18 protein-coding genes are annotated in these 19,718 nt (G+C 62.8%); 16 read left to right on the top strand and 2 right to left on the bottom strand.

Going from position 1 to position 19,718, the window contains the following annotated elements; genetic code table 11:
• The first annotated feature begins 2 nt into the window (after positions 1-2).
• The 8 genes from ccoO (at position 3) to LVE68_RS04670 (ending at position 7,353) form a co-directional block, all read left to right on the top strand.
• Entirely contained in the window at positions 3-620 is a 618-nt protein-coding gene (gene ccoO / locus LVE68_RS04705) for a cytochrome-c oxidase, cbb3-type subunit II (protein WP_233005877.1), read from the top strand.
• Between the two features lie 19 nt (positions 621-639).
• Entirely contained in the window at positions 640-894 is a 255-nt protein-coding gene (locus tag LVE68_RS04700) for a cbb3-type cytochrome oxidase subunit 3 (protein WP_233005876.1), read from the top strand.
• Complete coding sequence (gene ccoP / locus LVE68_RS04695) at positions 891-1,799, top strand: cytochrome-c oxidase, cbb3-type subunit III (RefSeq protein ID WP_233005875.1); 909 nt, start codon at positions 891-893, stop codon at positions 1,797-1,799. The genes LVE68_RS04700 and ccoP overlap by 4 nt, the downstream gene beginning before the upstream one ends.
• Positions 1,800-1,945: 146 nt before the next feature.
• Entirely contained in the window at positions 1,946-3,364 is a 1,419-nt protein-coding gene (gene ccoG, locus LVE68_RS04690; RefSeq protein WP_233005874.1) for a cytochrome c oxidase accessory protein CcoG, read from the top strand.
• Positions 3,365-3,430: 66 nt separating this feature from the next.
• Entirely contained in the window at positions 3,431-3,964 is a 534-nt protein-coding gene (locus LVE68_RS04685; RefSeq protein ID WP_233005873.1) for a FixH family protein, read from the top strand.
• A complete protein-coding gene (locus LVE68_RS04680; protein WP_233005872.1) occupies positions 3,964-6,405 on the top strand; it encodes a heavy metal translocating P-type ATPase in 2,442 nt (813 codons plus the stop codon). The genes LVE68_RS04685 and LVE68_RS04680 overlap by 1 nt, the downstream gene beginning before the upstream one ends.
• Before the next feature lie 4 nt (positions 6,406-6,409).
• On the top strand, positions 6,410-6,622 hold the full coding sequence (gene ccoS, locus LVE68_RS04675; protein ID WP_233005871.1) for a cbb3-type cytochrome oxidase assembly protein CcoS: 213 nt from the start codon (positions 6,410-6,412) through the stop codon (positions 6,620-6,622).
• Complete coding sequence (locus tag LVE68_RS04670; protein WP_233005870.1) at positions 6,619-7,353, top strand: sulfite exporter TauE/SafE family protein; 735 nt, start codon at positions 6,619-6,621, stop codon at positions 7,351-7,353. The genes ccoS and LVE68_RS04670 overlap by 4 nt, the downstream gene beginning before the upstream one ends.
• A 54-nt stretch (positions 7,354-7,407) precedes the next feature.
• Here LVE68_RS04670 and LVE68_RS04665 read toward each other — a convergent pair whose 3' ends face one another.
• Positions 7,408-7,641, bottom strand: a complete 234-nt coding sequence (locus LVE68_RS04665; protein ID WP_233005869.1) for a hypothetical protein — start codon at positions 7,639-7,641, stop codon at positions 7,408-7,410.
• 230 nt (positions 7,642-7,871) lie between these two features.
• On the opposite strand from LVE68_RS04665, the gene LVE68_RS04660 reads away from it, so the two are divergent.
• Positions 7,872-8,168 carry a hypothetical protein gene (locus tag LVE68_RS04660; RefSeq protein WP_233005868.1) on the top strand — a complete coding sequence of 99 codons (297 nt, stop codon included), beginning with the start codon at positions 7,872-7,874 and terminating at the stop codon, positions 8,166-8,168.
• Positions 8,169-8,220: 52 nt separating this feature from the next.
• Here LVE68_RS04660 and nadC read toward each other — a convergent pair whose 3' ends face one another.
• Positions 8,221-9,075: a carboxylating nicotinate-nucleotide diphosphorylase gene (nadC, locus tag LVE68_RS04655; protein ID WP_233005867.1), complete on the bottom strand. Its 855-nt coding sequence runs from the start codon at positions 9,073-9,075 to the stop codon at positions 8,221-8,223.
• A 294-nt stretch (positions 9,076-9,369) separates the two neighbouring features.
• Between nadC and LVE68_RS04650 the strand changes: the two genes are divergently transcribed.
• The 7 genes from LVE68_RS04650 to LVE68_RS04620 all read left to right on the top strand — a co-directional run bounded on the left by LVE68_RS04650 (position 9,370) and on the right by LVE68_RS04620 (position 19,630).
• Positions 9,370-11,643: a DUF1631 domain-containing protein gene (locus LVE68_RS04650; protein ID WP_233005866.1), complete on the top strand. Its 2,274-nt coding sequence runs from the start codon at positions 9,370-9,372 to the stop codon at positions 11,641-11,643.
• 508 nt (positions 11,644-12,151) lie between these two features.
• A complete protein-coding gene (locus LVE68_RS04645) occupies positions 12,152-14,677 on the top strand; it encodes a DUF1631 domain-containing protein (protein ID WP_255701153.1) in 2,526 nt (841 codons plus the stop codon).
• Positions 14,678-14,784: 107 nt separating this feature from the next.
• Complete coding sequence (ampD, locus tag LVE68_RS04640; protein WP_233005864.1) at positions 14,785-15,354, top strand: 1,6-anhydro-N-acetylmuramyl-L-alanine amidase AmpD; 570 nt, start codon at positions 14,785-14,787, stop codon at positions 15,352-15,354.
• A gap of 98 nt (positions 15,355-15,452) precedes the next feature.
• Positions 15,453-16,331, top strand: a complete 879-nt coding sequence (gene ampE / locus LVE68_RS04635) for a regulatory signaling modulator protein AmpE (protein WP_233005863.1) — start codon at positions 15,453-15,455, stop codon at positions 16,329-16,331.
• A 206-nt stretch (positions 16,332-16,537) separates the two neighbouring features.
• On the top strand, positions 16,538-17,968 hold the full coding sequence (locus tag LVE68_RS04630; RefSeq protein WP_233005862.1) for an aldehyde dehydrogenase family protein: 1,431 nt from the start codon (positions 16,538-16,540) through the stop codon (positions 17,966-17,968).
• A gap of 82 nt (positions 17,969-18,050) precedes the next feature.
• The gene (locus LVE68_RS04625; RefSeq protein WP_233005861.1) at positions 18,051-19,043 is read left to right on the top strand and encodes a threonine ammonia-lyase; all 993 of its coding nucleotides are present in this window, start codon (positions 18,051-18,053) and stop codon (positions 19,041-19,043) included.
• Positions 19,040-19,630 (top strand): YbhB/YbcL family Raf kinase inhibitor-like protein, encoded by a 591-nt coding sequence (locus tag LVE68_RS04620; protein WP_233005860.1) that lies wholly within the window; start codon positions 19,040-19,042, stop codon positions 19,628-19,630. Before LVE68_RS04625 ends, LVE68_RS04620 begins: the two co-directional genes overlap by 4 nt.
• Positions 19,631-19,718 lie beyond the last annotated feature (88 nt).

Below are 19,718 nucleotides of genomic sequence, written 5' to 3'. Positions count from 1 at the left end.
TCGTGAAAAACCATGACATCGTAGAAAAAAATATCGGTCTGATGGTGGTCCTCATTTGTGTCGCCATCAGTTTCGGCGCGCTTGTTGAGATCGTCCCGCAGTTCTTTATCAAGGCCAACAACGAGCCGATCGAGGGCCTGGAGCCCTGGAGCCCGGTAGTGCTGGAAGGGCGCGACATCTACATCCGTGAGGGCTGCCACGTCTGCCACACCCAGATGGTGCGGCCGCTGCGCGCCGAGGTTGAGCGTTACGGCCACTACTCCATGTCACAGGAGTACGTCTACGAGCACCCGTTCCTGTGGGGCTCCAAGCGCACCGGGCCGGACCTGGCGCGCGTGGGCGGCCGCTATTCCGACGAATGGCACCGCGCGCACCTGTACAACCCGCGCAACGTGGTGCCCGAGTCCAATATGCCGGCCTTCCCCTGGCTGTTCGACAATGTCGTCACCGGTGACCAGACCGCTGCCAAGATGCGTGCCATGCGCGCCGTGGGCGTGCCCTACACCGATGAGGACATCGCCAAGGCAAGCGAGCCGTTTGTTGGCGGTCGCGTAAAGGAAATCGATGCCCTTGTGGCTTACCTGCAGCAACTCGGGGTGCTGGTACAGCAGAAGCGCTAACGGAAGGGCGGTAATTGCTATGGATATTTTGCGTCAGATTGCTGTTGTACTGGGCGCGGTGGCCTTCCTGGCAGTGTGCTGGTGGGCCTTCTCCCCGAAGCGTCGCAAGCGCTTCGAGGAGGATGCCAAACTACCGTTTGCTGACGAAGAGCTGTCGCAGCGCTCGGCTGAGGCGGCAGACGATAAAGACACTGAAGAGAATTCGGCGGCTGTGAACCGGGGCGATGCCGGTTCAGCACCCGCAGACAAGAACAAGGGGCAGGACGAAAAATGAGTACTTTCTGGAGTATTTGGGTAATTGTGCTCACGCTCGCCAACCTGGCACTGGTGATCTGGGTACTGTTTGCCAACCGCAAGGTGGCGGTGGATGACCAGCAGGAGCCGGGTAACCAGACTACCGGCCACGTCTATGACGGCATCGAGGAGTACGATAACCCGCTGCCGCGCTGGTGGTTCCTGATGTTTGTGGGCACCCTGGTGTTCTCTGCCCTGTACCTGGTGGTTTACCCGGGCATGGGTAACTTCAAGGGCGTAAGCGGCTGGACTTCCGTGGGCGAACTGGAAAACAGCCAGGAAAAAGCCCTCGAGCGGTTTGACGAAACCTTCGGCAAGTACGCTGAAATGCCCATCGAGCAGATCGCCGACAACCGCGAGGCGCTGAAAATGGGCGCCCGTATTTTTGCCAACAACTGCGCGGTCTGCCATGGCGCGGACGGTGGCGGTAACTACGGTTTCCCCAACCTGACTGACGAAGCCTGGCTGTATGGCGGTACGCCCGAGAAAATCCTGGAGACCCTGTACAAGGGGCGCCAGGGCATGATGCCGCCGCAGGGCCCGATCATCGGCGAAGAGGGCGTCAAGAATGTGACCGAGTATGTTCTGTCCATGAATGGTCTCGAGCACAACGCCGAAATGGCAGCGGCTGGCAAGCAGGTGTTCGGCACCGTCTGCATGGCCTGTCACGGTATGGACGGCAAGGGCAACCAGGCCCTGGGCGCTCCCAACCTGACCGACAATATCTGGCTCTACGGCAGCAGCCGCGAGCAGATCCAGCACACTGTCCGGGGTGGCCGCAGCAACCAGATGCCCGCCCAGAAAGACAAGCTGCGCGAAGACAAGATCCGCCTGGTGGCGGCCTATGTCTACAGCCTGTCACGCCAGCAGGAAGCGGCGCAATAACTACCAAGTAACCATAATCCAGCCCCGCCTCCGCGCGGGGCATATTCAGGACTCGGGCGCCACAGGGACGAAAAAGAAAAGCCTCATCGTTTGTTACCAGACCAGAGTGCCCGTCCACCCAGGCATCCGGGTATAAGTGAGGTTCCGTGAGCGATCTGATACCGACCAGGGAAGAGCAGGAAGGTGATGGCGAAGTCCGCTATCGCATGCTCTACGAGTCCGAAGACAAAGTTTACACCCGCCATATCCGCGGTTTCTTTACCCGCGTGCGCAAATATACCGGCCTGCCGTTGCTGGCCGCGTTCTTCTTTATCCCGTGGCTGAACATCGAGGGGCGCCAGGCGGTCCACTTTGACCTGCCAGAGCGAAAGTTCCATATTCTCTGGAGCACATTCGGTCCCCAGGACGGCTTCCTGCTGGCCTGGCTGCTAATCATTGCCGCGTTTGCATTGTTTGCGGTCACCACCTGGCTCGGCCGGGTGTGGTGCGGTTTCACCTGCCCGCAGACGGTCTGGACCATGATGTTCATGTGGGGCGAGCGGATCTGCCAGGGCGACCGCAGCAAGCGGATGAAACTGGATGCCGCTCCCTGGGGGGTGGAGAAGGTGCTGCGCAAGGGCGGGACCCACCTTATCTGGCTGTTGATCTCGTTTGCCACGGCGCTGGCATTTGTGGGGTATTTCTACGGTATCCGCGACCTGGTTGTGGACCTGGCCAATTTCAGTGCCCATCCACAGGGCGTGTTCTGGACCGCCTTCTTTACCCTGGCTACCTATTTCAATGCCGGTTTTATGCGCGAGCAGGTGTGCAAATACATGTGCCCCTATGCCCGTTTTCAGTCGGTGATGTACGACAAGGACACCCTGGCGGTGTACTACGATGCCGACCGCGGCGAGGTCCGTGGCCCGCGCAAGAAGGGCGTCGACTACAAGGCCGAGGGTATGGGCGACTGCATTGACTGCTACTGGTGTGTCCAGGTCTGCCCGGTGGATATCGATATCCGCGATGGCATGCAGTACGAGTGCATCAACTGCGGCCTGTGTGTGGATGCCTGCAACAGCGTGATGGACAAGATGGGCTATCCCAGGGGGCTGATCCGCTTCACTTCCGAGGATGAGCTGGAGACCGGCAAGACCAATTACTTCCGCCCGCGGCTGTTCGGCTATGCCTTTGTCCTGCTGGCCATGATCGGCCTCTTTACCCAGCAGGTGGTGACCCGCAGCCCGATCGAGGCGGAAGTCCTGCGCGATCGCGGTGCCCGGATGTACCGTGAATACCGCGGCGATATCCAGAATGTCTATACGGTCAAAATCAACAACATGGACCGCGCCGGTCACGAATTCACCATTCGCGTCGAGGGCGAGGAAGGGTACGATTACTCCCTGCGGATGCCGCGGGAGATTTACCTGCAGGAAGGCGAGATCTATTCGGTGCCCATCCGCGTGAGCGTCCCCAAGGAGCAGCTCACCGAAACCAAGCACAGTATCTCGATTATCGTGCAGGCGGTGGACAAGCCGGAACTGGTTGACCGGCACCGCACTGTCTTTATCGGCCCCAAGCAGTAAACCCTGATATTGCGGGCCCAGGTCGGGAAGACCGGCAGTATTTCCTGATTCAACATGAGCGTGAACGTGACTGAACATTCCCCGAAATCCTCTCCCCGTCCCTGGTATCGCGAGCCGTGGGCGTGGATGGTGCTGGCGCCCCTGATCCTGGTGGTGATTGCCTCCACTGTTTTCGTTTCCATTGCGGTGCGGTTCGCTGACGACACTGTCAGCGATACCTACTACAAAGACAGCCGCATGTATCACTTCAGCGAGGAGCAGGATCGCCGCGCGCAAGCGCTGGGCCTGGCCGGCCTGGTGAAATTTGCCAGTGGCGATCAGCTGGTGACTCTGGAGCTGAACGGTGACCTGGAGTATCCGGAACAGTTGCTGCTTACCCTGAGCCATCCGGTGGAAGCGGATATGGACCGCCACATCCTACTGGAGGCTGTCTCGCCGGGGCGCTACCGCGCCAGCCTGCCAGAGCCGCTGAAACACCGCTGGTACCTGCGCCTGATGCCCGAAACCGATCCCGGCCAGCACCTGCAGGCGGAGTGGCGCCTGAAGGGGGAGATCAATTTTGACCTCGGGGATGCCGCCCCCCTGACTCCCGCCCGCTGATGACCGCCCGATCCTGCTTCCATTGCGGCCTGCCGGTGCCCGCCGGCAGCCGTCACTCGGTGGTGATCAACGGCAGCGAACAGCCCATGTGCTGCCCCGGCTGTGAGGCCGTGGCCGGCGCCATCGCCGCCGGGGGACTGGATAATTTCTATCGCTACCGCGATGCCAGCAGTGAGCGCCCCGAAACCGCGCCCCCGGCAGATCGCTGGTCCGCCTATGACCTGCCCGAAGTACAGCGTGAGTTTGTACGCGACTGGGAGGACGGCCGCCGGGTGGCCAGCCTGCTGGTGGGTGGAATCACTTGTGCGGCCTGCGTGTGGTTGATCGAACAGCACCTGGGTGCCATTCCCGGCGTGGAGAAGGTGTCGGTCAATGCCAGTACCCATCGCGCGCAGCTGGTTTTCGACCCTGGCCAGGTGACTCCCTCATCGCTTTTTGCGGCACTGGCGGATATCGGCTACCGGCCGGCACCGGCCACCGCTGCCGGCAGTGAGCAGTTACTCCTGCGTGAACGCCGCACCGCCCTGCGGCGCCTGGGCGTTGCGGGGCTGGGCACCATGCAGGTAATGATGTTCGCCATCGCCCTCTATTTCGGTGGCAGCTCCGGGATCGAGGCGGAGATGGAACGGTATTTCCGCTGGGTGTCACTGCTGGTGGCGACCCCGGTGGTCCTGTTTGCCGCACAACCTTTTTTCCGTGGCGCCTGGCGCAGCCTGCGCAACCGCCACCTGAGCATGGACGTACCGGTGTCCCTGGCTATCGGCCTCGCCTACGTCTCCAGCCTTTATGCCACCGTATTCAATACGGGAGAGGTGTACTTCGAGTCCATCTCGATGTTTACCTTCTTCCTGCTGCTGGGGCGCACGATCGAGATGCGTGCGCGCCACCGTGCCGGGCTCGCCAGCGGTGGCCTGGCGCAGCTACTGCCGATTACCGCCACCCGGCTCGATGGTGATACCGAGATCCAGGTTCCAGTTACCGCGCTGCACCCGGATGACCGCATCCTGCTGCGCCCGGGCGATACCATCCCGGCTGACGGAGAGGTGCTGGAGGGCTGCAGCGGCGTGGATGAATCCCTGCTCAGCGGCGAGTCCGCGTTACAGGCGAAACAGGCCGGCAGTCGCGTATACGCCGGCAGTGTGAATGGCGACTCCTCACTGGTGGTGCGGGTCACTGCCGCCGGGGAGTCGACGCGCCTGTCGGCGATCGAGCGACTGGTGGAGCGGGCCCAGCTGGAAAAGCCGCACCAGGTGGCGTTGGCAGACCGGGTTGCGGGCTGGTTCGTGGCAGCAGTGTTGCTGGCAGCCGGCGGCGCCTTCCTGTTCTGGTGGCAGGTGGAACCGGAGCGGGCATTCTGGATTGCCCTGTCGGTACTGGTGGTGACCTGTCCCTGTGCGCTGTCCCTGGCCACGCCGGCGGCGCTGGCCGCGGCGACTCTGCGGTTGCAGCAGCTGGGACTGCTGGTAGCGGGCGGCGGGCTGCTGGAGACGCTGCCGCGCATCAGCCGGGTGGTCTTCGACAAGACCGGTACCCTGACCCGCGGGGAGCCCCGCGTGCTGGATATCCAATGCCGGCGCGACGACTGGGATGCGCAGCGGGTGCGGGATGTGGCGGCGGCACTGGAATCCCACAGTAATCACCCGCTGGCCCGGGCATTTCGTGCCTGGCGGGGCAACGCTGTGGCCTCTGGTGTACAGGTTCACACCGGGCGCGGCCTGGAGGGCATTGTGGGCGGCCAGCGGCTGCGCCTGGGGCGCGCCGATTTTGCCGGACGGGGTGAGGAACCGCCGGGGAGAGAGGGCCAGTGGTTGTTGCTTGGGGATAACACTGGCGCCATCGCCTGGATCGCCATCGGCGATCGCCTGCGCGCCTCGGCTGCGCCGGCTGTAGCGGCACTGGGAAGCCGGGGCCTGGATGTGGAGTTACTGAGTGGCGACCAGTCGGCAGAGGTGGCCCGCGTGGCCGGTGCGGCAGGTATCGATGAGCACCGTGCGGGTGCTGCCCCCGAGGACAAGCTGGAGCGGGTGCATGAATTGCAACGCGCCGGCGAGCGCGTACTCATGGTTGGGGACGGACTCAATGATGTGCCAGTACTCTCCGGCGCGGATGCCTCGGTGGCGCTGATGTCCGCCGCCGACCTGGCCCAGTCCCGTGCCGATGCCATCCTGCTGCGGGGCGACCTGCAGGTGCTGCCACAGGCACTGGAGCTGGCACTCCAATGCCGGCGCATTGTGCGCCAGAACCTGGCATGGGCGCTGGGTTACAATGCCCTGGCATTGCCGCTGGCCGTCTGTGGCCTGGTGCCGCCCTGGGTGGCGGCCCTGGGCATGTCGGCCAGCTCGCTGATTGTGGTGCTCAACGCGCTGCGCCTGTCCGGGTGGCAACCCCCGGCGGTGGGCGCCCGGGTTGGGCCTGAAGCTGTGATGGACAGCGCGAGGTAAACCAATGGACAGCCTGTACTACCTGATTCCCATCGCCATCGTATTCGTGACTGTCGCGGTAAAACTGTATTTCTGGGCGGTCAACAATGGCCAGTACGACGACCTGGAGACCGAGGGGCGACGCATCCTGTTTGATGACGACGACCCGCTCGACCCGAACCGGGTGCCCGCAGAGCCCGACAGGCAGCCGGAAAGCGATAAGGAGTCCGGACGTTGACGGGAGAATGGGGGTTCCTGGCGGCGGCCCTGGCAATCGGTTTCCTGGGTAGCAGCCACTGCATTGGCATGTGTGGCGGTATTTCCGGTGCGCTGGGGATGGCCGTACCCGGTGGCCAGCCAGCCTGGAGCCGGCTGCTGGGCTACTCGGCAGGTCGCCTGGCCAGTTATGCGCTGATGGGGGCGCTGGCAGGGGCACTGGGCGCAGTGGTGCTGCCTGCACTGGGACCGCTGCGGGTGTTCGCGGGGATAATGCTGATTGCCATGGCGCTGTACGTGGCCGGCTGGTGGCGCGGGCTTGTGTGGCTGGAAAAGGGTGGTGCGCGCCTTTGGCGCCATGTCCAGCCGCTGTCCGCACGCCTGCTGCCGGTGCGCTCCACGCCCCAGGCAATGGCCCTGGGATCCCTGTGGGGCTGGTTGCCCTGCGGGCTGGTCTACAGCGCGCTCACATTTGCCCTGGCCCAGGGCAGTGCCCTGCGCGCGGCATTGGCAATGTTTGCCTTCGGGCTGGGTACAGTGCCGGCGGTGGTGGCGAGTGGTGCGGCGGCGGCACGGGTGCGGGGGCTGGTGCAGCGGCCGTCGGTGCGCCTGGTGTTTGCCGGCCTGATCCTGCTGTTTGGCGTCTGGACCATCTGGGGTGGCCTGCCCCACGGAGGGCACGGCGCCCACGCCAATATGGAATCCCCGGCCCCTTCCAAGGAGGATGGTGGCGGACACCACCATCATCACTGAGTCGTCTCAATAGCACCCGGCCGCGCTGACTGTACTGTGCCCGCCAGCTGATTCTCAGGCCCGGTCGACAATTTCGTCGTGCCCCGCGCGTGCGGCGCAGTGGGCGCAACAGAAGAAATCCCCTCCTGCCTCCATACCATGGCCGAGAATACGACAGCTGCACTGGGCACAGCGGGGCGCCAGGGCCTGAATGGCGCACTCGAAGCTGTCGAAGGTGTGATCCTCATTGCCGATCGTGATCTTCATGGCTTTGTCGTACTCGTTGCCGCAGGTTTCACACTGGCTCACTTTGTAGTCTCCGATGGATTAGGTGGGTTGCTTCCGTCCGGGAACGGCCGCAGTTACATTGATCATGAGTTGACCGGGTATGGGTAAATGGTAGGAAAGATACCCCGTGCCGGCGGTATTCCCGCGCGCTCGACAGCGCCAATTTCCGGCGCCATTCTCATCCCCGGGGGCGTCAGCGCTCCGCAGCCGTCTTACACTGTGCTGGTCAACAGGGATTAATGGGGTTTGCCATGAGCAAGGAAGACGATAAAAGCGCTTTCGAGGAAAAGGTCGCCGCACAGCTGAAAGAGTGGAACGCGAAAATTGATGAGCTGGAGGCCAAGGCCGACAAGGCGGAAGCGGATGCCAAAATCAAGTACCGCGAACAGCTGGATGATGTGCGCAAAAAACGCGACGACCTTCGCCACAAGCTGGATGACATGAAAAGCAAGAGTGGTTCGGCCTGGGACGAGGTGAAAGGGGGTGTCGAGAAGGCCTGGGATGAATTGAAGAAGTCAGTCGACCACGCCCGCGACCGGATGAAATAGCGTATCGCAGTAAGGGCCGGCCCTGCGAGGCCGGCCCCGGTGTGCATCGTCTTTACATATCGATGCGCAGGGACAGGTCGACGGCCTTCAGGTGCTTGGTGAGGCTGCCCGAGGAAATAAAATCGACCTCCAGCCCGGCGAGCTTTTCCAGGCGCTCGCTGTCCACACTGCCGGAGATTTCTATCTTCGCCCGGCCACGGGCAAGCTCGATGGCTGCGCGGGTATCCGCATCCGAGAACTCGTCCAGCATCACCACGTCGGCGCCACTGTCGAGCGCCTGTTCCAGCTCCTCCAGGTTTTCCACTTCGACTTCAACCAGGGCACCGGGCTTGATGACTCGCGCCTGGCTCACCGCGCGGTCTATGCCGCCCGCAGCGGCGATATGGTTCTCCTTGATCAGGAAGGCATCGTAGAGCCCGATACGGTGATTGTGGCAGCCGCCACACAGGACTGCGTATTTCTGCGCGCTGCGCAGGCCGGGAATAGTCTTGCGGGTATCGAGGATCCGGATTCCCGAATTTCCGGCAAGCTTCGCGTAGGTTGCTGCCGTGGTCGCGGTGCCCGAAAGGGTCTGGAGAAAATTCAGTGCGGCCCGCTCACCAGTCAGGATAGAACGTGCATTGCCCTGCAATTCGAAGATCACCGCCTCCGCCGGCACGCGGTCGCCGTCATTGAAGTGCCAGTCCAGGTCCAGTGCCGGGTCGATCTGGCGGAAAACTTCCTCTACCCAGGCGCGGCCCGCCAGGATGCAGTCCTCGCGGGTGATGACCCTTGCACGGGCGTCCCGGTCGGCCGGAATCAGTTGTGCCGTTATATCCCCATCGCCGATGTCCTCGCGCAGGGCAAAGGCAACCAGCTGCTGTAAATCCTCCAGGAGGTTGGGGATGGCGGTATCTTTCGGGTGCATAGGCGGAACCTCAATCTTGACGGCGCAAGTTTAACAAAATCGGTCGCCGTGGGGCGCCTGTCACTGCCTTACCGGGTACGACAATTAATCGGCGTCAACTGTGACTGGGGTCGCAAATGCAGGTCAATGACCGTTTTATTCCCAAAGCCGCGCGCTAGAATGGCCGCTAAATCATCGCGCGGTGGTTTGGGCCTATGGCAGCCATCGCCCGAGACAAACCCGGAATCCGAAAACTGACGATTGGCCCGGTCCCCGGCCCGCACGCCCCGGCGTGAGGCCGCGAGGGAGCCAGGGATGTTAAGCGACGTGCCAATGGAAAAACCGGACAAGGTGCTCTCTCTCGAGCTGGCCCGGAATCGCGCTGCGGCGGGAGAGCCGCGCCCGGGCGACTCTAAATCCAGGCCCCCCGAGACGATCCTCGATTCGCTGCATGAACGTGCGCGGGAATTGCTCCTTGAGCAGCTCAAGAGCCTGTTCGGGCGCGTGGATGACTCGCTGTTCGCAATGGCCGAGAGGGCGCATGGCCAGGCCGAGCAGGATGGCCTGTTCCAGGCGTTGCGGCTGTTACGGGTGGAGCGGCGCAGCATCACCCGGCGCTTCGGCGAGAACCTTGCCGATACTTTCAGCCTCAAGAGTGTCACTACGCCGGAACGCGAACCCGATTCCCGCAGCGGGCTGTCCCTGGTGCAGAACGACGAGCTGGAACAGCTGGTCGCTGTCGACACCATGGTGAACAACGCCGGCCGCGATTACTCCTCACTGATTTCCGAGCTGTGCCTGCGCCTCGATACGCTGTACCGGGACAAGGTTTACGAGAAGAACCTGCCCATCGGCCCGGCAGCCCTGTGTGATGCCTTTGTCGCTGCCATCTGGCCACTGGATATCCATATCCGTGCCCGCCTTACCCTGCTCAAGAAATTCGAACTGGAAGTGATGCAGCGGCTTGGCCCCCTGTACGAGAGCTGTAATAGCCTGCTGGTGGAGCAGGGCGTACTGCCGGACCTGCAGCAGCAACGAAGGGTAAAGAAAGAGTCGGCGCCGACGCCACAACCCCGTACCGGTGGGCCTGCTTCCGGGGCTGGCAATATGGCAGCCGGCGGGGGGATGGTCTCCGCCAGCGCCATGGGGCTGCAGCCGGGACTGGTACCTGCCGGCACTGGTCTCGCGCCAATGCCGGTGCCCGACCTGCTTACTCATTTGGGCGTCCTGCAGGAACAGGTGCCGGGCCAGGCCGGGGCAGAGCTCAAGCCGCTGGACGTGGCGGCATTGCTACAGCAACGATTACAGGACGCCGACCAGGCCGCCTCGCTGGCCAAGGCTGACACCGACGTTATCAAGCTGATGGAGATGCTGTTCTCGTTTATTGTCGAGGATCGCAATCTGGCTGCGCCGGTAAAATCCCTGCTGGGACGCCTGCAGTTACCGTTGCTCAAAGTCGCCATTGCCGACCGTACGTTCTTCAGTAAAGCCGGGCACCCGGCACGCAAGCTGCTGAATGAACTTGCCGATGCCGCCACCGGTTGGCATCCATCCTCCGACGTGGGGCAAGACCCGCTGTACCGGGAGATGCGTTCTGTGGTGGAGCGGGTGATCGCCGAGTTCGATCGGGATATTGGCCTGTTCGAGACATTGCTGGACCAGTTCCGCAGTTTTGTCCGCAACCAGCGCAAGCGAGCGCAGGTGCTGGAAAAACGTATCGTTGACGAGGCTGGCGGCCGTGCCCGGGCAGAGGCCGCCAGGGCGCGGGTGGAGGCGGTGATGGAAGCCCTCACCGCCGACCGCGAACTACCACCGGTGGTGGGGGAGTGGCTGGATAAGGTATGGCGCCGCGCATTGTTTCTCACCTGCGTAAATTCGGGACCTGACAGCGAGGCCTGGAGTAACGAAGTGCGCGCCGTCCGCGACCTGGTGTGGAGTGTGCAGGTGCCGATGCCTGCGTATGCCCGGCAGTTACAGGCATTACTGCCCTCACTGCAGGTCCGCCTGCGCGACAGCGTGCAGGCGGTGTCCCTCAACCCGTTTGAGGCGCGGCGACTGTTCGCGGACCTGAAGGAGGTCTACCGACAGAAGTTTGATGTTGCGCGGGCAGCGGTAGAGCAGCGGGAGGATACGGCCGGGCCCGGCGAGTCCCCGGGCAGTGCGGGCAGCGAAGTCAGGGATTCCCGGGAGGAAAGTGGTGGTGATGTCCTGCCCCAGGTCGAGGAACTCGAGCAGGCTGCCGCGGCTGTCGATCCGGTAGCGGAGCAGGTCGGCGAAGAGATGGCCCCGCTGCCCGAAGACGACGCCCACTGGAAGCAGACCTTCCGCCTGTCCCAGGGCAGCTGGTTTGAATTGCAGCGCGGTGAAAGTGAACAGTTTCGCTGTCGGTTGGCCGCAGTGATCCGCGATATCGACCAGTTTATTTTCGTCAACCGCAACGGTGCCAAAGTCGCCGAGTTCACGCGCCTGGAGCTGGCCTATGCACTGCGACGCAGCCAGTTGATGCCCATGGACGACGGTATGTTATTTGAGCGCGCGCTGCAGTCAGTGATTGGCAGTACCCGGCGCAAGCGTGACGACCAGGGTTGATGTTGAAGGCCCATTGGCCAGGCCAGGCATCCGCGGGGGCTGCTACCTCCCCGGTAGCGGGGTGACTCCCTGTACCCAATCCCGCAGTCAGCTCCGGTAGCCTGGCCCGCCCGGGCGGCGGCGGACCGATACCCTTTTACCCCCTGATTCCCCCTGTCTAATCGGTACTAACGTACTAAGTTGGCGTTTCAGTTGATTGTCAAAACTGACTTTAATTCTATACCTAGAAAAAAATCGACTAACTTGGCGTAAAAGTGTGCCCCGGGACCTTGCCAACAAGACGCCAGTGGCGGATATTTCAAAAGCGCACCAATAGCCATAAAAAGTGTGAGGTTCGTCAGGTTTTGACCGTGCAATTTTCGCACAAACGTCATGCGATAACCTACGGCCAAGCGAATTTCACCGGTGCGAAATAACCAGAATGAACAAAATGTAGACAAGCCGGCATTCCCCCGAATCGCCGATAAAACGGAATTTGCCTGAGTCAGGACGACGATTTGAGGCTTATATGAGCACTGATGAATTTCCCCGCGTAGTCAGCTTTTCCCGCGGCCGCCCAGGCCCCAGCAATACCCGCCCGGTCACGCTTCCCCGTGAGGTGAGCGCTGTACGGGACACCGCCGTAAGCTGGTTATTCGCGCGTATGAAAGAAGTTTTCGCGGCGGTTGACGACAGCCTGTTCGAAACGGCGGAAAAGGTGAACCGCCAGGATGAGCAGGATGGTATTTTCCAGGCCCTGCGTAGCCTGAGGCTCGAACGGCATCGCCTGATCGACCGCTTTGTCAACCTGGTGGGGCAGGGCTTCGCCGAGATCCCCGAGGCCGGGGCCGATGACAGTACGCTGGAGGAGGCGGAAGAGCCGGCTGAGCCCGGGCTGGCGCTGGTGGAAGATGAAGACCTGGAGCAGCAGGTGGCCCTCAAGGGCATTATCGCAGCGGCGCGGCGGGATTTCGCCAGTCCCATTGCGGAAATGTCGCTGCGGCTGGATACCCTGCTGCCGGTGAAAGTCTACGACGGCAATATGCCGCTGGCCCCTGTGGCCATCTGTCGCGCCCTGCGCAAGACCCTGAAGCCCCTGGATATCCACCTGCGGGCGCGCCTGATCGTCCTGAAAAAGTTCGAGAAGCTGCTTGCCGTGCGACTGGGTGAGCTTTACGGGAAATGTAACCAGGTACTGGTCGAGAAAGGTGTGCTGCCGGACCTGAAAGACCCCTTGTTGATGCGGCGCGCGCAGTCCCGCGGCTCGCGGACTCCGGTGGCGCCGCCGGGCAGCCGGAGCACACCGGCCCAGCCTTCAGCAGGCCCGGTTCCCGATGGGCAGGGGGATGTCGCCGGGGCGCAATCACCGGGCTTCCCGGGTTACCAATCCAATTCTCCAGGGGGTGTCCCCGCCGCCGGCGGCCATGCATCCGGAGCGCATGGGACTGGTGCTGCCCCTGTCGGTGGCGGCCATGCTCCCGGAGCCCAGGGGGCTGGCGGCTACGGCCTGGTCCCTGCCGCCCCCGGTGTAGCCTCGCTGGCCACCCCGGACCTGTTGCAGCATCTCGGTGAGCTGCAGGTAACTGTACCGATGGAAGCCTCTTCCCTCGGCACAGTGCTCAACGTCAATACGCTGCTGGAACAGCGGCTGGTGCAGGCGCAGCAGAAAGCCTCGCTGGAGGAACTGGACACTGAAGTCATCCGCATGGTGGACATGCTGTTCTCCTTCATGCTGGAAGACCGCAACCTCGCGGAGCCGATCAAGGTCCAGCTGATCCGCCTGCAGCTGCCCCTGCTCAAGCTGGCTGTGGCCGACAAGACTTTTTTCAGCAAGGGCGGGCACCCGGCGCGCCGGCTGTTCAACGCACTGGCCGATGCGGCGATCGGCTGGCAGGCGCGGGATAATTACCGCGAGGACCGCTTCTATCGCGAGGTCTGCCAGATTGTCGAGCGGGTCCTGCAGGAGTTCGAGAATGACGAGGGCGTATTCCAGGAATTGCTCCAGGATTTCGATACCTTTGTTTCCCGCGAGCGCGTGCGCGCGCGGATCATGGAAAAGCGCACGCTCGACGAAGTGCAGGGCAAGGCCCGCATCGAGGCGGCCAAGGCGCGTGTCGCCGCAGTATTCGACGCGCTGACCGCTGAGCGCCAGCTGCCCAGGATTGTCCATATCTGGCTCAACCGGGTTTGGAATAATGTGTTGTTCCGCGCCTGCCTGAAAGAGGGGACTGACAGCGAGAGCTGGCGCCGCAGTGTTCTGACGGCCCGCGACCTGGTCTGGAGCGCCGTCGCCCCGATGCCGGAAAGCAGTTTCAAGATGCAGCAATTGCTGCCCGGGCTACGGCAGAGGTTGAAGGACGGGGCGGAATCCCTGTCCATTAACCGGACCGAGCTCGAGCGTCTCCTGGGTGGGCTGGATACATTCTACCGAGAGCGCCAGAGCCTGGCCGACCGGGTCGAGTCCGAGCGGGAGCGTCGTACCCGCGAACGCCTGGTGCAAGAGCTGCTGCGCGAGGCCGACAGCGTAATGAAAATCCCGGCGGTGCAGCCGGGGGCGGAAGAGGCTCCCTTGCCCGACCGTGAGCCGGACTCGCACCCTGGGGCTGAAGCCGCTGCCAGTGCGGACAATGTTGAGCTGGAGGACAGCGAGACGGACCTGCCGGCCCCGGAAGAGCTGGATCGCCTGTCGCGCGAGGCGGTGGTTCCCCCGCAACAGGAGCTGCCTGCCATCGCCAACACCGATGAGCACTGGCGCCAGACCTACCACCTGAAGGGCAGCTGGTTCATGCTGCAGCCTGGGGACAGCCACCCAACCCGCTGCCGCCTGGCGGCGATCATCCGCGACCTGGACCAGTTTATGTTTGTAAACCGCAGCGGCGTGAAGGTGGCGGTGTACTCGCGCCTGGAGCTGGCCCATGCGCTGCGCAGCGGTAACCTCAAGCCCCTTGAGGATGGGCCGTTGTTCGAGCGGGCCCTGCGTTATGTGATGGGCAATATTGGCGAGACAAAGATTGCGGTCGAGGTGGATGAGCCTGCCGCGGAGCCGGTGAGTTAAAAGGGATCCGCTGCCCCGCGGGCAAGCCTTGTGGCAATGCTCCCGGGGCTTCCCTAGAATGTCCTGCAACCGCGATTGGAGTGCCAGTGTTTGAAGGAGGGCAGGGCGTGGACCAACAGGTAGAATCCGGCTGGCTTAGCGGCGCCCGCCGGGTACCCAGCCCCCACTGTAACGAGCGCCCCGCCGGGGGCGACATAGACCTGCTGGTAATCCACTGCATCAGCCTCCCCCCGGGGCAGTACGGTGGCTCCTGGATCGACGACTTCTTCCAGGGTCACCTGGATACCTCGGCCCACCCCTACTTTGAAGAGATCGGCGAGCTGAAAGTCTCGGCGCACCTGCTGATCAACCGTACCGGCGAAGTAACCCAGTACGTACCATTCGACCGGCGTGCGTGGCATGCAGGACAATCCAGTTTCTGTGGCCGGGAAGGGTGCAATGACTTTTCCATTGGTATCGAGCTGGAAGGCCTGGATACGGATACCTATACCGACGCCCAGTACCACTCCCTTGCGCGTGCCACCGTGGCGATCATGCGTGCCTACCCGGGAATTACCCCGGAAACCATCACCGGCCACTCCGACATAGCTCCCGGTCGCAAGCTCGACCCGGGCCCGGGGTTTGACTGGCGGCGATACCTGGCCGAGGTGGAGACGCTGCGCCAGACAGCCGGCTGATCTCCCCCGGATTGGGCACTGGCGGGCCGGGGAGGTTTTTTCTGCTCGCCCATGGCGTTATTCTCTGACTCTGGGAGAGCTTATATTGAGAATAACGTATGGCACTGATCATCGTTTTACTGACCCTGGCCCTGGTGCAACTCTGGGGCTCCGGGAAGCCGGTTCACCATGACGGCTGGTTCGCGCGCTGGCGGCAAAACATTGCCGGCCGCAAGGCCATGCAACAGAACGCGGGCCTGCGCCTCGCAGCGACGGTATATCCGGCGGTTCTGTTGGCGGCGGTGCTGATGGTGCTGGCAGAAGTCGCCATGGGCTGGCTGGGTACGCTGGCACTCGGCGTAATCCTTCTTCTCTACTGCCTCGGCCGGGGCAACTTCAACGAAATGCTGTCCGATTACCTGCGGGCCTGGTACCGCGGCGACCTGGAGCAGGCCCGGGCGGCTGCGGCCCCCCTGATCCGTGACCTGCACGAGGAGCCAGGTGGCCCGCAGCAGTTGCATGAACAGGTTTTCCGTGGCTCCGCCTACCTGGCGTTCGAGCGACTGTTTGCCGTGCTGTTCTGGTTCCTGCTGCTGGGGATTCCCGGGGCGTTACTGTTCCGGTTGAGTGCGCTCTACGCCGACGAGACGCGGGGTACCGCTGACGAGGCCACCGCGTCACGCTGGCTGTGGCTGCTGGAGTGGCTGCCGGTCAGGGTAATGGGGTTCAGTTTTGCCATCGTGGGCAACTTCGCCGGTTGCTACCAGGCCTGGCGACAGTGCCTGACCTGCCGCGAGCGTGATACCGCGGAGGTGCTCGAAGCCTATCTGGAAGGTGCGCTCGGCGGTATCGATGCCAGCCAGTGCAGCGTTGGCGGGGAAGTGGCAGAGGCCCAGAGATTCTGTGGAGCCCAGCTCGAGGGCCTGCAGTCGCTGCTGTCGCGCTCACTGCTACTATGGGTGACAGTGCTGGCCCTGGCGGTGCTGTTCGGCTATTGATTTTGGCCTGTCAAGGCTGGAACAGGTTTTGGTGAACTGGTGCCTAGTTTAGAACTTTGTTCCTTTTTGTGCCTTGACTTGCCCCCGGGCGGACTCGGATATTGCCGCCTGAAGGCGAGCGTAATGGACACCAGTTGGCTGTGGACAAACTGCTCTGTACCGATAGAAAAACAATGACAACACTGATGAAGGGCGAGCAAATCTAGATGGAAGCTGAAACCCTTGAGCCCCGGCTGGGCTCTGACGATGGATCCGGCCAGGGCCCATCCCCCAATTCCGCTGCGCTGGTTGGGGGCCTGCGCACCTATTTCAGCAGCGGCACCACATCCAGCCTGTCCTGGCGCCGGCAGCAGCTGCGCCAGCTGCGCAAAATGCTGGTGGAGAATGAATCCCGATTCCTGCAGGCACTGCGGGAAGACCTGAACAAGGCTCCCCAGGAAGGCTTTATGACCGAGGTCTCCGCTACCTGCGGGGACATCGACCATGCACTCAAGCGCCTGAAAAACTGGGTGAAGCCGCGGCGGGTATCGACACCACTGGTAGCACAGCCGGGGCGCAGTTATGTGCAGCCCGAACCACTGGGAGTGGTGCTGATCATCGGGGCCTGGAATTATCCGCTGCAGCTGTTGCTGTCGCCGCTGGTCCCCGCGATTGCCGCCGGAAACTGCGCGGTAATCAAGCCCTCCGAAATGGCGCCGGCCACGTCAGCGCTGGTGGCAGGGTTGCTGTCACGCTACCTCGACAGCGATGCCTTCGCCTGTGTTGAGGGGGGCGTGCCGGAAACCACTGACCTGCTGGAGCAGCGCTGGGACCATATTCTCTATACCGGCGGCGGGCGCGTGGGCAAGATCGTCATGCAGGCGGCCGCCCGCCACCTGACTCCCGTCACCCTGGAACTGGGGGGCAAGAGCCCCTGTATTGTCGCCGACGACGCGGACATCACGGTTACCGCCCGGCGTATTGCCTGGGGCAAGTTCACCAATGCCGGGCAGACCTGTATCGCCCCGGACTATGTGCTCTGTACCCGCGCCACGGCGGAACGACTGGTGCCGGCTATCGAGGCGGAAGTACGCAGCATGTTTGGCGAAGACCCGCGCCAGTCCCCTGACTACGGGCGAATCGTCAATCGTCGCCATACCGAGCGGCTGGCGGCGTATGTGGCGGAGGGTAATGTTGCCTGGGGCGGCCAGGTCGATATCGCTGACCGCTATGTTGCGCCGACACTGCTGCGCGGTACCGGCATCGATGCCAAGGTGATGCAGGAAGAAATTTTCGGCCCGGTGTTACCGGTGATCGAGCTGGACGATTTCCGTGAAGCGGAGGATTTCGTCAACCGGCGCGAGAAACCGCTGGCCCTGTATGTGTTCTCCGATGACAGTGCCACTGCCGATCGCATCCTGGCGCGTTGTAGTTCCGGTAACGCGTGTGTGAATGACTGCATGATGTTTATGGCCGTGCACGAACTGCCGTTTGGCGGCGTGGGCCAGAGTGGCATGGGCGCCTATCACGGCGAGCATGGTTTCCGGACTTTCAGCCACTACAAGGCGGTAATGAAGCGCGGCTATGCCTTTGACCTGGACCTGCGCTATGCCCCGTTCACCGCCCGCAAGTTCAAGCTCTTGCGCTGGTTGCGTTGACGTTTCGATAAGGTTGCGCCGAGCGCCCGGCCGCGGCAGGGTGCGGTAAACTATTCAGAGACTTGGATTTCCCGTACCTGCTATGCCTGATGAAAATCTCGACTTGCCGGGCAGCGCTGACATTTTCAGCGCTGCCCAGGCGATTGCGGAGCGGATTCACCGCACACCCCTGATCACCAGTGCGCAGATCGATCGTATCTGTGGCGCTCATCTCTTTTTCAAATGTGAACACCTGCAGAAGACCGGTGCCTTCAAGGCCCGCGGTGCCAGTAACGCCCTGTGCCATTTGCCCGCGGGGACCAGTATGGTGGCGACCCATTCCTCCGGGAATCACGGCGCCGCGCTGGCCTGGGCAGCGGCTGCGCGCGGCCTGGCCTGTACTGTGGTGATGCCGGACACGGCGCCGCTGGCCAAGCGCGCGGCGGTTGCGGGTTACGGCGCCGAGATCGTGCTCTGCGGCCCGACCCTGCAGGACCGTGAGGCAGCGCTGCGCAAAGTGGTGGAAAGTACCGGCGCCCATGTTGTGCCGCCTTTCGACGACAGCCGCATCATCGCGGGGCAGGGCACGGTGGCACTGGAAATAATTGAGCAGAGTCGCGCCCGGGGTTTCAACCCGGATATCGTCCTCACGCCGGTCGGCGGTGGCGGCCTGCTGGCGGGTACCGGGCTGGCCATGGCAGCCATGGCACCGGAAGTGCTGGTGCTGGGCGCCGAGCCCGCAGGGGCGGATGATGCCCAGCGCTCATTGCGCAGCGGCACCCATGTCACTTCGCAGACTGCGGATACCATTGCCGATGGATTGCGCACGACTCTGGGGCAGCGCAACTTTGCCCTGATCCGGGAAACGGTGAAGGATATAGTTACCGTAAGCGAGCAGGGCATCGTCGATGCCATGCAGCTGCTGTGGACACGCACCAAGCAACTGGTGGAGCCGTCTGCGGCAGTGCCACTGGCAGCGGTGCTGGAACATCCTGCCCGCTTCAGGGACAAAAATGTGGTGCTGGTACTGAGTGGCGGCAATATGGACCTGGAACGCGCGGCGTCCCTATTTGCAGAGGAGGCAACAGAATCATGAAACCTGGCCAAGCTGTTTCATCGCAGCGCCGCATCCAGCCGGTGCGGACTGCTAAACTGGTGGCGTCCGCCATCCTGGCGTTGTTTGCCGCATCAGTATCCGCCGCCGAGCTGGTACTGTCTTCGGACAGCCTCGGTCCCGGTGAACGCATGCCCATGGAGCATGTGTACCATGGCTGTGGTGGGGAGAACCTCTCTCCGCAGCTGAGCTGGAGTGGTGCGCCCGAGGGAACCCGGAGTTATGCCCTGATGGTGTATGACCCGGATGCGCCCACTGGCAGTGGCTGGTGGCACTGGGTGATGTTCAATATCCCCGCTGGCACCACCAGCCTGGCGGAGGGGGCGGGTACCCCCAAGAACGGGCTGGTGCCGGAGGCAATCCAGGTGCGCAATGATTACGGCAGCCCGGGCTACGGCGGTGCCTGTCCGCCCAAGGGCGACGGCGACCACCGCTACCAGTTCCGTATCTATGCGCTGGGGGTGGAGCAGTTGCCCCTCGACCAGGATGCAACGCCCGCGCAGGTGGGTTTCCAGGTGAACGCCAACAAGCTGGCGGAGGCGGAGCTGGAAGTGGTCTGGGGGCGCTAACGGTTAGTGCCGGCACCGGATCAGTTGGTTTGCAGGAAACAGTCGACCGGGAATTAACGGATAACAAGGACAACGCAGCGGCATGCCA

The sequence above is a fragment of the Microbulbifer sp. YPW16 genome (assembly GCF_021290385.1).
Taxonomy (GTDB): Bacteria; Pseudomonadota; Gammaproteobacteria; order Pseudomonadales; family Cellvibrionaceae; genus Microbulbifer; species Microbulbifer zhoushanensis.
The sequence above is the reverse complement of the archived record's forward strand: the minus strand, read 5'-3'. Positions and strand labels throughout refer to the sequence as shown.

Coding starts and splice junctions, on each gene's coding strand:
- LVE68_RS04650 (WP_233005866.1), top strand. CDS start 9,370: ATGTTAAGCGACGTGCCAATGGAAAAACCGGACAAGGTGCTCTCTCTC.
- LVE68_RS04660 (WP_233005868.1), top strand. CDS start 7,872: ATGAGCAAGGAAGACGATAAAAGCGCTTTCGAGGAAAAGGTCGCCGCA.
- LVE68_RS04700 (WP_233005876.1), top strand. CDS start 640: ATGGATATTTTGCGTCAGATTGCTGTTGTACTGGGCGCGGTGGCCTTC.
- LVE68_RS04620 (WP_233005860.1), top strand. CDS start 19,040: ATGAAACCTGGCCAAGCTGTTTCATCGCAGCGCCGCATCCAGCCGGTG.
- LVE68_RS04630 (WP_233005862.1), top strand. CDS start 16,538: ATGGAAGCTGAAACCCTTGAGCCCCGGCTGGGCTCTGACGATGGATCC.
- LVE68_RS04625 (WP_233005861.1), top strand. CDS start 18,051: ATGCCTGATGAAAATCTCGACTTGCCGGGCAGCGCTGACATTTTCAGC.
- ampE (WP_233005863.1), top strand. CDS start 15,453: ATGGCACTGATCATCGTTTTACTGACCCTGGCCCTGGTGCAACTCTGG.
- ccoS (WP_233005871.1), top strand. CDS start 6,410: ATGGACAGCCTGTACTACCTGATTCCCATCGCCATCGTATTCGTGACT.
- LVE68_RS04645 (WP_255701153.1), top strand. CDS start 12,152: ATGAGCACTGATGAATTTCCCCGCGTAGTCAGCTTTTCCCGCGGCCGC.
- LVE68_RS04680 (WP_233005872.1), top strand. CDS start 3,964: ATGACCGCCCGATCCTGCTTCCATTGCGGCCTGCCGGTGCCCGCCGGC.
- nadC (WP_233005867.1), bottom strand. CDS start 9,075: ATGCACCCGAAAGATACCGCCATCCCCAACCTCCTGGAGGATTTACAG.
- ccoP (WP_233005875.1), top strand. CDS start 891: ATGAGTACTTTCTGGAGTATTTGGGTAATTGTGCTCACGCTCGCCAAC.